Here is a 12,687-nt window from a genome sequence, read left to right as displayed (position 1 = left end):
AGAGGTGTAAGGCTTTCCTCCCGGCGGCAGCCGGGCGCGGTTTGATGGGGGTCAACGGACGACCTCCGGCAGGGGCATAGAGTGGGGGACTGCATAGCTGAAAACGTAGAACGGAAGGAGCCCCGCATGAGCGAAGAACCCACTGTCACTCCCCCCTCCCCCGAGCAACCCGCCGCGCAGCCGGCCAAGCCGGCCCGGCCAGCCGCCCGCCGCGCCCCACGCAAGCCGGCGACCCGCCGCCCGCGGGTGGCCAGCCCGGCGCAGAAAGCCCGCGAGGAGATCCAGGCGATCAGCCAGAAGCCGGTGGCCCTGCAGGTCGCCAGCGCGCCCCACGGCAGCAGCGAGGACAGCACCTCGGCGAGCCTGCCGGCGAACTATCCCTATCACACGCGGATGCGCCGCAACGAGTACGAGAAAGCCAAGCACGACCTGCAGATCGAACTGCTCAAGGTGCAGAGCTGGGTGAAGGAGACCGGCCAGCGCGTGGTGGTCCTGTTCGAAGGCCGCGACGCCGCCGGCAAGGGCGGTACCATCAAGCGCTTCATGGAGCACCTGAACCCGCGCGGCGCGCGGATCGTAGCCCTGGAGAAACCCTCCTCCCAGGAGCAGGGCCAGTGGTATTTCCAGCGCTACATCCAGCACCTGCCCACCGCCGGCGAGATGGTCTTCTTCGACCGCTCCTGGTACAACCGCGCCGGCGTCGAGCGGGTCATGGGCTTCTGTTCGCCACTGCAATACCTGGAGTTCATGCGCCAGGCCCCCGAGCTGGAGCGCATGCTGAGCAACAGCGGCATCCTGCTGTTCAAGTACTGGTTCTCGGTGAGCCGCGAGGAGCAACTGCGGCGCTTCATCTCGCGCCGCGACGATCCGCTCAAGCACTGGAAGCTGTCGCCCATCGACATCAAGTCTCTGGACAAGTGGGACGACTACACCGCCGCCAAGCAGGCGATGTTCTTCCATACCGACACCGCCGACGCGCCGTGGACGGTCATCAAGTCCGACGACAAGAAGCGCGCGCGACTCAACTGCATCCGCCACTTCCTGCACGCGCTGGACTACCCGGACAAGGACCGGCGCATCGCCCATGAGCCCGACCCGTTGCTGGTGGGGCCGGCCTCGCGGGTGATCGAGGAGGACGAGAAGGTCTACGCCGAGGCGGCCGCCGCGCCGGGCCACGCGAACCTGGATATCCCGGCCTGAGGCGGGCGGTCGCGCCAACGAAAACGCCCGGGGCGCTTTCGCGCTCCGGGCGTCCCTGGTTCGACGGTCGCTGGTCGGGTCACTCCGGCGCGGAGGTCCGGATCAGGTGGTCGAAGGCGCTCAGCGAAGCCTTGGCGCCCTCGCCCACGGCGATCACGATCTGCTTGTACGGCACCGTGGTCACGTCGCCGGCGGCGAAGATGCCGGGCAGCGAGGTCTCGCCACGGGCGTCGACGATGATCTCGCCACGCGGCGACAGCTCGACGCTGCCCTTGAGCCACTCGGTGTTGGGCAGCAGGCCGATCTGCACGAAGATGCCTTCCAGCTCGATCGACTTGAACTCCTCGGAGTTGCGGTCCTTGTACACCAGGCCGGTGACCTTCTGGCCGTCGCCCTTCACTTCGCTGGTCAGGGCACTGGTGATCACCTCGACGTTCGGCAGGCTGTAGAGCTTGCGTTGCAGCACGGCATCGGCGCGCAACTTGCTGTCGAATTCCAGCAGGGTCACATGGGCGACGATGCCGGCCAGGTCGATGGCCGCCTCGACGCCAGAGTTGCCGCCGCCGATCACCGCCACGCGCTTGCCCTTGAACAGCGGGCCGTCGCAGTGCGGGCAGAAGCACACGCCCTTGGCCTTGTATTCCTGCTCGCCGGGCACGCCCATTTCGCGCCAGCGAGCGCCGGTGGCGAGGATCAGGGTCTTGGCCTTGAGGCTGCCGCCGCTCTCGAACTGCACCTCGTGCAACTCGCCGGTGTTCTTCGCCGGAACCAGCTTGCTGGCGCGCTGCAGGTTCATGATGTCGACCTCGTAGTGACGCACGTGCTCTTCCAGCGCCCGCGCCAGCTTCGGCCCTTCGGTCTCCTGCACCGAGATGAAGTTCTCGATGGCCATGGTGTCCAGCACCTGGCCGCCGAAGCGCTCGGCGGCGACGCCGGTGCGAATGCCCTTGCGCGCGGCGTAGATCGCCGCCGCGGCTCCGGCCGGGCCACCGCCGACCACCAGCACGTCGAAGGCGTCGCGGGCGGTCAGCTTCTCGGCGTCGCGGGCGGCGGCGCCGGTGTCGATCTTGGCGAGGATCTCTTCCACGCCCATGCGGCCCTGGCCGAAGACTTCGCCGTTGAGGTAGATGCTCGGCACCGACATGATCTGGCGCGCCTCGACCTCATCCTGGAACAGCGCGCCGTCGATGGCGACGTGACGGATGTTCGGGTTGAGCACGGCCATCAGGTTCAGCGCCTGGACCACGTCCGGGCAGTTCTGGCAGGACAGCGAGAAGTAGGTTTCGAACTCGAAGGTGCCCTCGATTCCCTTGACCTGCTCGATCACGTCCGCGTCGAGCTTGGAGGGGTGGCCGCCTACCTGCAGCAGGGCCAGCACCAGCGAGGTGAATTCGTGGCCCATGGGGATACCGGCGAAGCGCAGGCCGATGTCCGCACCGGGGCGGTTCAGCGAGAACGACGGTTTGCGCGCATCGCTGCCGTCGGTCTTCAGGGTGATCTTGTCGGTCAGGCCGACGATGTCTTGCAGCAGGCCCAGCAGCTCGCGGGATTTGTCGCTGTCATCGAGGGACGCGACGATCTCGAACGGCTGGCTGACCTTTTCCAGGTAGGCCTTCAACTGGGTTTTAAGATTGGCGTCCAACATGGTTCAGCTCCTCGAAATTCGGGCAAACGTATCCCCGGCGGATGGGACATCCGCCCTGCACGGCGCGTTGGCTGGGTGAAGGGTGGACGATCCGCGAGGGATCGTCCGCCGGAGAGGCTGGCGGCGAATGCCGCCGGCGCGGTCTTAGATCTTGCCGACCAGGTCCAGGGACGGAGCGAGGGTCTTCTCGCCTTCCTTCCACTTGGCCGGGCAGACTTCGCCCGGGTGAGCGGCGGTGTACTGGGCGGCCTTCAGCTTGCGTACGGTCTCGCCGACGTCACGAGCGATCTCGTTGGAGTGGATCTCGACGGTCTTGATCACGCCTTCCGGGTTGATCACGAAGGTACCGCGCAGGGCCAGGCCTTCTTCCGGGATGTGCACGCCGAAGGCGTTGGTCAGCTGGTGGGTCGGGTCGCCGATCAGCGGGAACTGGGCCTTGCCGACGGCAGGGGAGGTTTCGTGCCAGACCTTGTGCGAGAAGTGGGTGTCGGTGGTCACGATGTAGACCTCGGCACCGGCTTTCTGGAACTCGCCGTAGTTGTTGGCGGCGTCTTCGATCTCGGTCGGGCAGTTGAAGGTGAAGGCAGCCGGCATGAAGATCAGGACCGACCACTTGCCCTTCAGGGATTCCTCGGTCACCTCGATGAACTTGCCGTTGTGGAAAGCGTTGACCTTGAACGGTTGGACTTGAGTGTTGATCAGGGACATCAGTCGTTCCTCTCTCAGTTGAATGGGGTGTTTCAAATCGACTGGGAGAATCTTAACGGGGTTCGGCAAAAATGCCCCATTGATTTAGGCCATCAGTGAAATTATCTAAATCTATCGAAGAATATATAAATAGTTAAAACAACTAATCGAAGAATCTGCCCTCGTCAGTGCCCGGCCTTCCACGGCTGGCCCAGGGAAACCGGGGCATACAGCCGGGTGCGCAGGGCATCGCGGGAGAGCAGGACCAGCACCAGGATGGTCGCCGCATAGGGCAGCATCGCCAGCAGGTTGGCCGGAATCGACAGCCCGATCCCCTGGGCCACCAGGTGCAGGATGCTGGCCAGGCCGAACAACCAGGCACCGAGCAGCACGCGGAACACCCGCCAACTGGCGAAGACCACCAGCGCCAGGGCGATCCAGCCGCGTCCGGCGGTCATGTTCTCCGCCCACATCGGCGTGTAGGCCAGCGACAGGTAGGCACCGGCCAGGCCGGCCATGGCGCCGCCGAAGAGCACCGCCAGGGTGCGCACGCGCAGCACCGGCAGGCCCATCGCGCTGGCCGCGTCGGGGTTCTCGCCGACCGCCTGGAGAACCAGCCCGGCGCGGCTGCGCAGGAGCATCCAGGCGACCGCGGCGAACAGCGCCAGGCTCAGGTAGACCAGCGCGTCCTGGGCGAACAGCATGCGCCCGAGCAGCGGCAACTCGCCCAGCACCGGCAGCGCCAGCGGGGCGAACCCTTGCAGCGGCTTGCCGACCCAGGCGGCGCCGACGAACGACGACAGGCCGACGCCGAAGATGGTCAGCGCCAGGCCGCAGGCCACCTGGTTGGCGTTCAGGTACAGGGCGACCCCGGCGAACAGCGCCGCCAACAGCATGCCGGCGAGCACCGCGAGGAGCACGCCGAGCCACAGGCTGCCGCTGGAGAAGGCGACCATGAAGCCGATCACCGCGCCGAACAGCATCATCCCCTCCTGGCCCAGGTTGAGCACTCCGCTTCTCTCGCAGACCAGTTCGCCCAGGGCCACCAGCAGCAGCGGAGTACCGGTGCGGACCATGGCGAACAGTAGGTTGTCGAGCAGATCGATATCCATCGTGGTTCCTCGGCGGTTCGGCTCAGGCCAGGGCGTCGCGCAGCGCCGGGCGCTTGCGCCAGCGTCCGTGCAAACGTGGGCGGTAGAGGATCAGCACGTCACAGGCGAGGAGGAAGAACAGCATCATCCCCTGGAACAGCCCGGTCAGCGCCAACGGCAGGTTGAGGCTCATCTGCGCGGCCTCGCCGCCGAGGTAGAGCAACGCCATCAGCAGGCTGGCGCAGAGGATGCCGAACGGATTGAGACGGCCGAGAAAGGCCACGGTGATCGCCGCATAGCCGTAGCCCGGCGAGACCTGCGGCACCAGTTGGCCGATCGGCCCGGCGACCTCGCAGACGCCGGCCAGGCCTGCCAGCGCGCCGGAGAACAGCAGCACGAACCAGACCAGGCGCTTCTCGCGGAAACCGACGAAACCGGCGGCGCGGCGGTCGAGGCCGAGCACGCGGACCTGGAAACCGAGGAAGCTGCGCTGCGCCAGCACCCAGACCGCCGCCAGCGCCAGCAGGCCGAACAATGCGCCGAGGTGCACCCGGCTGTCCTCGAACAGCGCCGGCAGGCGGCTGGCCTCGCCGAACAGCGCCGACTGCGGGAAGTTGAAGCCATCCGGGTCCTTCAACGGCCCGTGCACGCCGTACAGCAGCAGGTTCAGCGCGATGTAGTTGAGCATGATGGTGGTCAGGATCTCGTTGGCGTTGAAGCGCGTTCGCAGCCAGGCGGCGAACCCGGCCCAGAGCGCCCCGGCAGCGGTGCCGGCGAGCAGCACCCAGGCCAGCGCCCAGCGGCTCTGCCAGTCGAGCAACTGGATCGCCACCGCGCTGCCGGCCAGGGCGCCGACCAGCAACTGGCCCTCCGCGCCGATGTTCCACACGCGCGCCTGGTAGGCCAGTGCCAGGCCGAGGGCACAGAGCAGGATCGGCATGGCCTTGACCAGCAGCTCGCCGAGCCCATAGAGGTCGCTGAGCGGCTGTACCAGCACGGTATGCAGGGTCTGCCAGGGATCGTGGCCGAGACAGGCGAACAGCAGCGCGCCGCAGACCAGGGTCAGCAACCCCGCCAGCAGCGGAGAGGCCAGCAGCATCCAGCGCGACTGCCGGCCGCGCGGTTCCAGGGACAACAGCATCACAGGCTCCCTTGGGCAACGGCGCCGGCGACCGCCGCCGGCGCCTCGAATTGACCGGCCATCCAGCCGCCGACCTGCTGCGGCGAAGCGCTCGCGGTGGCGACCGCCGGGCACAGCCGACCCGAACACAGCGCGGCGATGCGGTCGCTGAGCAGGAACAGCTCGTCGAGGTCCTCGGAGACCACCAGGATCGCCGTACCGGCATCGCGCAAGGCGATCAGCGCGCGGTGGATCAGCGCCGCCGCGCCGACGTCCACGCCCCAGGTGGGATGCGCCGCCACCAGCAGGCGCGGGGCCTGGAGGATCTCGCGGCCGAGGATGAACTTCTGCAGGTTGCCGCCGGAAAGGCTGCGTGCCGGCGCCCCGGCAGCCGGGGCCTTCACGGCGAAACGGCGGATGATCTCCTCGGCCAGCGCCAGCACCTTGCGCCGCCGGACCAACCCGCGCCTCACCAGGCCCTGCTGGAAGGCGGTGAGCAGCGCATTGTCCGCCAGGCTCATCTCCGGCACCGCGCCGTGCCCCAGCCGCTCGGCGGGCACGAAGGCCTGGCCGGCGCGGCGCCGCGCATCCGGCGCCAGGTGCGCGCCGGCGCAGCCGCCGAGGCGGATGCGCTCGGCCTGGGCGCGCGGCAGGCGCACTTCGCCGCTGAGCAGGGCAAGCAACTCGTCCTGGCCGTTGCCGGCGACCCCGGCGATACCGAGGATCTCGCCGCTGCGCACCTCCAGGTCGAGGCCGGCGAAGGACACGCCGAAGGGGTCCGGGTTGCGCCAGTGCAGGTCGCGCACCTGGAGGAAAGGCGCGCCGCCGGTGACCTTCGGATACTCCGCCGCCAGGCCCTCGGCGTCGCCCACCATCAGCCGCGCCAGCTCGAGATCGGAACATTGCGCCGGCACGCACTGTCCGGCCACCCGTCCGCCGCGCAGCACCGTGGCGCGCTGGCAGAGCGCACGGACCTCGGCCAGCTTGTGGCTGATGAAGAGGACACTGCAACCCTCCTCCGCAAGACGGCGCAGGGTGACGAAGAGATCCTCGGCCTCGCGAGGGGTCAGCACCGAGGTCGGCTCGTCGAGGATCAGCAGGCGGATGTCCTGCATCAGGCAGCGCACGATTTCCACCCGCTGGCGCTCGCCGATGGACAGCCCATGGACCAGCCGGCGAGGCTCCAGCGGCATGCCGTAGCGCTGCGACACCTCGCGAATACGCGCCTCCAACCGGCGCGGGCTGCCCGCCTCGGCGCCGAGGGCGAGCGCGATGTTCTCCGCCACGCTGAGCGTCTCGAACAGGGAGAAATGCTGGAACACCATGCCGATCCCCAGCGCCCGGGCGCGAGCCGGGTCGCGCACCTGCACCGGCTCGCCCTGCCAGCGGATCTCGCCGGCATCGGGACGGGTCACGCCGTAGATGATCTTCATCAGCGTGCTCTTGCCGGCGCCGTTCTCACCGAGCAGGGCGTGGATCTCGCCGGCGTCGATGCACAGGTCGATGCGGTCGTTGGCCAGGCAACCCGGATAGCGCTTGCTGATCCCGCGCAGTTCGAGGCGCGGCGGCGCGAAGGAGGTAGGTGCGGACATGGCGGACCCGGTCGGTTGCTCGACGATGCCGCGGCCGGTGCAAATACCTGGCCAGGAGGTCAGGAAAGCCCTGGAACGCGGCTTGCGCCGGGAGCCACGGGCCAGGCTGCCGCGCCGAGCGGCACCAAGCCGGGGCACGCCTGGGACGCCGCGGCACATTTGCGGGCAACCCTGCGGCGCACCCGCGTGAGCATTTGTCGCAAAACAGTCATCACCACCTTGCTCACAGAGTTATCCACAGCGTGTCGGGAGCCCATCCGGGACCTTGGGAAGCCTCCCGCGCCGACCGTCCCGGCAATTTTCGCAACATCGGCGATGGACAGAAAACAGCCAACCCGGCAGGCCATGAGCGCGACCTGGCAAGGCATTTTCTCCAACACTTTGCCAACAGCTTTATCCACAAGATATCTACAGCCGTTCGGAGGAACCCGGCAGAACGATCTCTCCCGGCCAAGCCATGGCTCGGCCGAATCCCTGGGGCAGCCCCGGCGGCCCGCTTCCGGCACAGTTTGCCAACAGCTTTTCCACAGGAAACCCGCGGAACGGGAATGCCCGTGAAAATGTCTCCAGGACTTCCCCTTTCGACGCCAGAACGCCCATGAATACTGGGTTTTCCGGCTTTTCAGGAAAGTCCGCGGCGATCGACGGAAGCATGCTCGGCGGCGCCATGGGTGGATCCACTGTCCACAGTTTCGCGACGCACCGTCGTGGCGCATTCCACAGCGCCTTTTCCCTGGCTCTTTCGCCAACCGGGAGAAATCCTGCGGCCCCGTCCAACGCCTTTCCCCCGACCGCCGAAGGCATTTTTTCAACGGGGAATGCGAACAGCTTTTCCACAGACAAACCCACAGAAGCGCCAGTTGCCGACCGGGCATTTCGCAAGGCGGATTCAAGGTGCCGGAACGCTTTTCGCGGATCGCCTGCCGGAAGCCAGATGGGCGCATCCCGCAATGGCTCGTGCAATCTCTCCGCACACGCGCTACACACAGACTTATCCACAGCATGCGCACAGTGCATAATGGCGGCAGCCATGTGCAGGACGGATGACCGCTAGGCGGTCATCCGTCCTGCACCGCGGGATCACGTGCCAAGGACGGGATATTTCCGGCGATTTCCCGGACTAAAGAGGCGAAAGCGCCGTTCCGGCAGCAGAGGAGATGAACGATGCAGTACCTGCTGGCAACTTCGTCCCCCCACTTGTCCTGCGCTCCGACCACGGCGGGAGCGCGATGAGCAGTTCGGCCCATCGCGGGCGGATCCTGCATTTCCTCGGCGACCCGGCGAAGCTCGGCGACAAGGCCTGGGAGTATTTCGAGGACGGCCTGCTGTGGATCGAACACGGCCACGTGCGCGCGCTCGATCACGCAGCCTACCTGCTGCCACAACTGCCCGCCGACCTGCCGCTGGAGGAGCATCCGCAGCGCCTGCTGCTGCCCGGCTTCGTCGACTGCCATGTGCATTACCCGCAACTCGGAGTGATCGCCTCCTACGGCACCCAACTGCTGGACTGGCTGGAAACCCACACCTTTCCCGCCGAGCAGCGCTTCGCCGATGCCGGCTACGCCGCCGCCCAGGCCGAGCTGTTCCTCGACGAACTGCTGCGCCACGGCACCACTACCGCGCTGGTGTTCGGCACGGTCCATGCGGTATCCGCCGAGGCATTCTTCCAGGCCGCGCAGAAGCGCCGCCTGCGGATGATCGCCGGCAAAGTGCTGATGGACCGCAACGCGCCGCCGGCGCTGTGCGATACCGCGGCCAGCGGCTACGCCGAGAGCCGCGCGCTGATCGAGCGCTGGCACGGCAACGGGCGCCTGCAATACGCGGTCACCCCACGCTTCGCGCCGACTTCCTCGCCCGAGCAACTGGCCGCGGCGGCGCGCCTGCTGGACGAGTATCCCGGCGTCTACCTGCACACCCATCTTTCGGAGAACCTCAAGGAAGTCGCCTGGGTCGGCGAGCTGTTTCCCCAGGCACAGGACTACCTGGACGTCTATCATCGCGCCGGCCTGGTCGGCGAACGCAGCGTGTTCGCCCATGGCATCCATCTCTCCGAACGCGAATGCCGCTGCCTGGCGCACAAGAACGCGGCGCTGGCGCACTGTCCCAGTTCCAACCTGTTCATCGGCTCCGGCCTGTTCGACCTTGGCCGCGCCCAGCAATACGGCATCCGCGTCGGCATCGGCAGCGACGTCGGCGGCGGCACCAGCCTGTCGCTGCTGGCCAACCTCGCCGACGCTTACAAGATCCAGCAATTGCGCGGCACCAGCCTCGATCCGTTCCAGGCGCTCTACCTGGCCACCCTCGGCGGCGCCAGGGCGCTCGACCTGGACGGCCTGGTCGGTAACTTCCTGCCCGGCCGCGAGGCCGACTTCGTCGCTCTCGACCTGGCCGCCACGCCGATGATCGCCCAGCGCATGGAGCATGCGCGCGGCCTGGCCGATACCCTGTTCGTGCTGAACACCCTGGGCGACGACCGCGCGGTGGCGGAGACCTGGGTGATGGGGGAGCGGCGCCATGCGAAGGGCTGAGAGCCTCTTTCCCGCGTTGGCTCGGCCCGTCGCTGCATGCCACCTCCTCGCGCCGTAGAGAAAAGACGCCGTTCGGCGGGCGGCCGAAGCTCGCGTCACTCCATCCGCGCCCTCACGACACCGCCACCGCCTCCAGGAACCGTTCCAGCACCAGGTTCGGCCGGCGTCCCTTGCGGGTCACGATGGTCAGCGCGATGGCGTAGTGGAAACGCTCCGGCAGCAGGGGCCGCAGCATCCCGGCGGCGACCCAGTCGGCGGCGTAGTGCGACGGCAGGTAGCCGATGAAGTTGCCGGTCAGGATCAGGAACGCCATGCCCTCGCGGTCCGAGGCGCTGGCGCTGTTGTTCAGCTCCTGGTGGCGCGCCTGGGCTTCGGCGGGCAGGCGGTAGCTGGGCGCCACGGCGTCCGCGGCGAGCACCTCGTCCACCGCGATATCGCCGTCGGCGCGTTCGAACAGTGCGTGGCCGCGGCTGCAATAGAGCTGCGCGTGCTCGTCATACAGCGGCAGGTACTCGAGCCCCGACAGCGGACTGATCAACGGCACCACGCCGACATGCAGGTGGCCGTCGAGCACGCCCAGTTCGATCTCGTTGGGGGTGGTCATGCCGATGTTGATCCGCACCTGCGGTCCCTGCCCCTTGAGCGCGCTGAGGGCGTGGGTGATGCGCATCTGCGGCAGGGTCACCAGGTTGTTGATGATGCCGATGTTGAGTTCGCCGCGCAGGTGCTGGTGCAGGTCGTTGACCTCGGCGCGGAACCCCTCCAGCGCCGCCAGCAGGGTCTGGGTCGCGCGATAGACCTCGCGGCCCTCGTCGGTCAGGGCGAAGCCGGCGCGGCCGCGCTGGCACAGGCGCATGCCCAGGCGCTTCTCCAGGTCGCCCATGTGCAGGCTGATCGCCGAGCGGCTGAGGCCGAGAGTGCTCTCGGCGGCGGAGAAACTGCCGCACTCGACGATGGTCTTGAAGATGCGCAGCAGGCGGATATCGAAATCGCTGACCTGGCCGAGCGACGGGTTGCGGGATTTGGCCATTATTGTTTTACCCAGTCGAAACTAAACGTGAGAAGAATAAGCTTTATCTAACCTTTCGTCAGGGCCAAGCTTGATCCCAACGCTCCGCCGCCGCGTGCGCGGAACCTTCCAACAAGAAAGCCCGAGGATCGAACGATGAACCAGCCGCTCAACGTGGCCCCGCCGGTTTCCAGCGAACTCAACCTGCGCGCCCACTGGATGCCCTTCTCCGCCAACCGCAACTTCCAGAAGGACCCGCGGATCATCGTCGCCGCCGAAGGCAGCTGGCTGACCGACGACAAGGGCCGCAAGGTCTACGACAGCCTGTCCGGCCTGTGGACCTGCGGCGCCGGCCACTCGCGCAAGGAAATCCAGGAGGCGGTGGCTCGCCAGCTCGGCACCCTCGACTACTCGCCGGGCTTCCAGTACGGCCATCCGCTGTCCTTCCAGTTGGCCGAGAAGATCGCCGGGTTGCTGCCAGGCGAACTGAACCACGTGTTCTTCACCGGTTCCGGCTCCGAGTGCGCCGACACCTCGATCAAGATGGCCCGCGCCTACTGGCGCCTGAAAGGCCAGCCGCAGAAGACCAAGCTGATCGGCCGCGCCCGCGGCTACCACGGGGTCAACGTCGCCGGCACCAGCCTCGGCGGGATCGGCGGCAACCGCAAGATGTTCGGCCAGTTGATGGACGTCGACCACCTGCCGCACACCCTGCAACCAGGCATGGCGTTCACCCGCGGGATGGCCCAGACCGGCGGCGTCGAGCTGGCCAACGAACTGCTCAAGCTGATCGAACTGCACGACGCCTCGAACATCGCCGCGGTGATCGTCGAGCCGATGTCCGGCTCCGCCGGCGTACTGGTACCGCCGGTCGGCTACCTGCAGCGCCTGCGCGAGATCTGCGACCAGCACAACATCCTGCTGATCTTCGACGAGGTGATCACCGCCTTCGGCCGCCTGGGCACCTACAGCGGCGCCGAGTACTTCGGCGTCACCCCGGACCTGATGAACGTCGCCAAGCAGGTCACCAACGGCGCCGTGCCGATGGGCGCGGTGATCGCCAGCAGCGAGATCTACGACACCTTCATGAACCAGGCGCTGCCCGAGCACGCGGTGGAGTTCAGCCACGGCTACACCTACTCCGCGCACCCGGTCGCCTGCGCCGCCGGCCTCGCCGCGCTGGACATCCTGGCCAGGGACAACCTGGTGCAGCAGTCCGCCGAACTGGCGCCGCACTTCGAGAAGGTCCTGCACGGCCTGCAAGGCGCGAAGAACGTCATCGACATCCGCAACTGCGGCCTGGCCGGCGCGATCCAGATCGCCCCGCGCGACGGCGATCCGACCGTGCGTCCGTTCGAGGCCGGCATGAAGCTCTGGCAACAGGGTTTCTACGTGCGCTTCGGCGGCGATACCCTGCAATTCGGCCCGACCTTCAACGCCAGGCCGGAAGAGCTGGACCGCCTGTTCGACGCGGTCGGCGAAGCGCTCAACGGCATCGCCTGATGAGCGGCCGCCCGCAAGCCGTACCCACCGTGCAGGTGGACAACGCCGAGGTGATCGTGACCGAATGGCGCTTCGCCCCCGGCGCGGAAACCGGGCGCCACCGCCACGGACACGACTATGTGGTGGTACCGCTGACCGACGGCACGCTGCTGCTGGAAACCCCCGAGGGCGACCGCCACGCGCCGCTGGTCGCCGGACAGGCCTACTTCCGCAAGGCCGGCGTCGAGCACAACGTGATCAACGCCAGCGCACACGAAGTGGTCTTCGTCGAGACCGAGATCAAGTAATCCGCACCCGCTCCCCAGGGAGCGG

At 67.4% G+C, this 12,687-nt stretch carries 11 protein-coding genes; 4 read left to right on the top strand and 7 right to left on the bottom strand.

What is annotated here, in order from left to right:
* Positions 1 to 303: 303 nt before the first annotated feature.
* Entirely contained in the window at positions 304 to 1,200 is an 897-nt protein-coding gene (ppk2, locus tag M6E97_RS25770; protein ID WP_003137024.1) for a polyphosphate kinase 2, read from the top strand.
* Positions 1,201 to 1,279: 79 nt separating this feature from the next.
* On the opposite strand, the gene ahpF is transcribed toward ppk2, so the two are convergent.
* The 6 genes from ahpF to M6E97_RS25740 form a co-directional block, all read right to left on the bottom strand.
* On the bottom strand, positions 1,280 to 2,845 hold the full coding sequence (gene ahpF / locus M6E97_RS25765; RefSeq protein ID WP_003083830.1) for an alkyl hydroperoxide reductase subunit F: 1,566 nt from the start codon (positions 2,843 to 2,845) through the stop codon (positions 1,280 to 1,282).
* Between the two features lie 144 nt (positions 2,846 to 2,989).
* Complete coding sequence (gene ahpC, locus M6E97_RS25760) at positions 2,990 to 3,553, bottom strand: alkyl hydroperoxide reductase subunit C (RefSeq protein ID WP_003083828.1); 564 nt, start codon at positions 3,551 to 3,553, stop codon at positions 2,990 to 2,992.
* Between the two features lie 164 nt (positions 3,554 to 3,717).
* Positions 3,718 to 4,644 carry an ABC transporter permease gene (locus M6E97_RS25755; protein ID WP_003083821.1) on the bottom strand — a complete coding sequence of 309 codons (927 nt, stop codon included), beginning with the start codon at positions 4,642 to 4,644 and terminating at the stop codon, positions 3,718 to 3,720.
* A 22-nt stretch (positions 4,645 to 4,666) separates the two neighbouring features.
* A complete protein-coding gene (locus M6E97_RS25750; protein WP_003107144.1) occupies positions 4,667 to 5,764 on the bottom strand; it encodes an ABC transporter permease in 1,098 nt (365 codons plus the stop codon).
* On the bottom strand, positions 5,764 to 7,335 hold the full coding sequence (locus M6E97_RS25745) for an ABC transporter ATP-binding protein (protein ID WP_033938660.1): 1,572 nt from the start codon (positions 7,333 to 7,335) through the stop codon (positions 5,764 to 5,766). Before M6E97_RS25745 ends, M6E97_RS25750 begins: the two co-directional genes overlap by 1 nt.
* A gap of 408 nt (positions 7,336 to 7,743) precedes the next feature.
* Complete coding sequence (locus tag M6E97_RS25740) at positions 7,744 to 8,172, bottom strand: hypothetical protein (RefSeq protein WP_171946871.1); 429 nt, start codon at positions 8,170 to 8,172, stop codon at positions 7,744 to 7,746.
* A gap of 320 nt (positions 8,173 to 8,492) precedes the next feature.
* Between M6E97_RS25740 and guaD the strand changes: the two genes are divergently transcribed.
* Complete coding sequence (gene guaD, locus M6E97_RS25735) at positions 8,493 to 9,863, top strand: guanine deaminase (protein ID WP_003137018.1); 1,371 nt, start codon at positions 8,493 to 8,495, stop codon at positions 9,861 to 9,863.
* Positions 9,864 to 9,975: 112 nt separating this feature from the next.
* Here the strand turns inward: guaD and bauR are convergent, their stop codons facing one another.
* Entirely contained in the window at positions 9,976 to 10,893 is a 918-nt protein-coding gene (gene bauR / locus M6E97_RS25730) for an HTH-type transcriptional activator BauR (RefSeq protein ID WP_003083805.1), read from the bottom strand.
* A gap of 135 nt (positions 10,894 to 11,028) precedes the next feature.
* Between bauR and bauA the strand changes: the two genes are divergently transcribed.
* Both bauA and bauB read left to right on the top strand, forming a co-directional pair.
* Positions 11,029 to 12,375, top strand: a complete 1,347-nt coding sequence (gene bauA, locus M6E97_RS25725) for a beta-alanine--pyruvate aminotransferase (protein ID WP_003101231.1) — start codon at positions 11,029 to 11,031, stop codon at positions 12,373 to 12,375.
* Positions 12,375 to 12,662: a beta-alanine degradation protein BauB gene (bauB, locus tag M6E97_RS25720; protein WP_003083790.1), complete on the top strand. Its 288-nt coding sequence runs from the start codon at positions 12,375 to 12,377 to the stop codon at positions 12,660 to 12,662. The genes bauA and bauB overlap by 1 nt, the downstream gene beginning before the upstream one ends.
* Positions 12,663 to 12,687: the final 25 nt, after the last annotated feature.

Source organism: Pseudomonas sp. B111 (genome assembly GCF_026428275.1).
Lineage (GTDB): Bacteria > Pseudomonadota > Gammaproteobacteria > Pseudomonadales > Pseudomonadaceae > Pseudomonas > Pseudomonas aeruginosa.
This window is presented reverse-complemented; position numbering and strand designations above follow the sequence as displayed.

Excerpts from the sequence above, each read along its gene's own strand:
- ahpF (WP_003083830.1), bottom strand. The coding sequence starts at position 2,845 with ATGTTGGACGCCAATCTTAAAACCCAGTTGAAGGCCTACCTGGAAAAG.
- ahpC (WP_003083828.1), bottom strand. The coding sequence starts at position 3,553 with ATGTCCCTGATCAACACTCAAGTCCAACCGTTCAAGGTCAACGCTTTC.
- M6E97_RS25755 (WP_003083821.1), bottom strand. The coding sequence starts at position 4,644 with ATGGATATCGATCTGCTCGACAACCTACTGTTCGCCATGGTCCGCACC.
- M6E97_RS25750 (WP_003107144.1), bottom strand. The coding sequence starts at position 5,764 with ATGCTGTTGTCCCTGGAACCGCGCGGCCGGCAGTCGCGCTGGATGCTG.
- M6E97_RS25745 (WP_033938660.1), bottom strand. The coding sequence starts at position 7,335 with ATGTCCGCACCTACCTCCTTCGCGCCGCCGCGCCTCGAACTGCGCGGG.
- guaD (WP_003137018.1), top strand. The coding sequence starts at position 8,493 with ATGAACGATGCAGTACCTGCTGGCAACTTCGTCCCCCCACTTGTCCTG.
- bauR (WP_003083805.1), bottom strand. The coding sequence starts at position 10,893 with ATGGCCAAATCCCGCAACCCGTCGCTCGGCCAGGTCAGCGATTTCGAT.
- bauA (WP_003101231.1), top strand. The coding sequence starts at position 11,029 with ATGAACCAGCCGCTCAACGTGGCCCCGCCGGTTTCCAGCGAACTCAAC.
- bauB (WP_003083790.1), top strand. The coding sequence starts at position 12,375 with ATGAGCGGCCGCCCGCAAGCCGTACCCACCGTGCAGGTGGACAACGCC.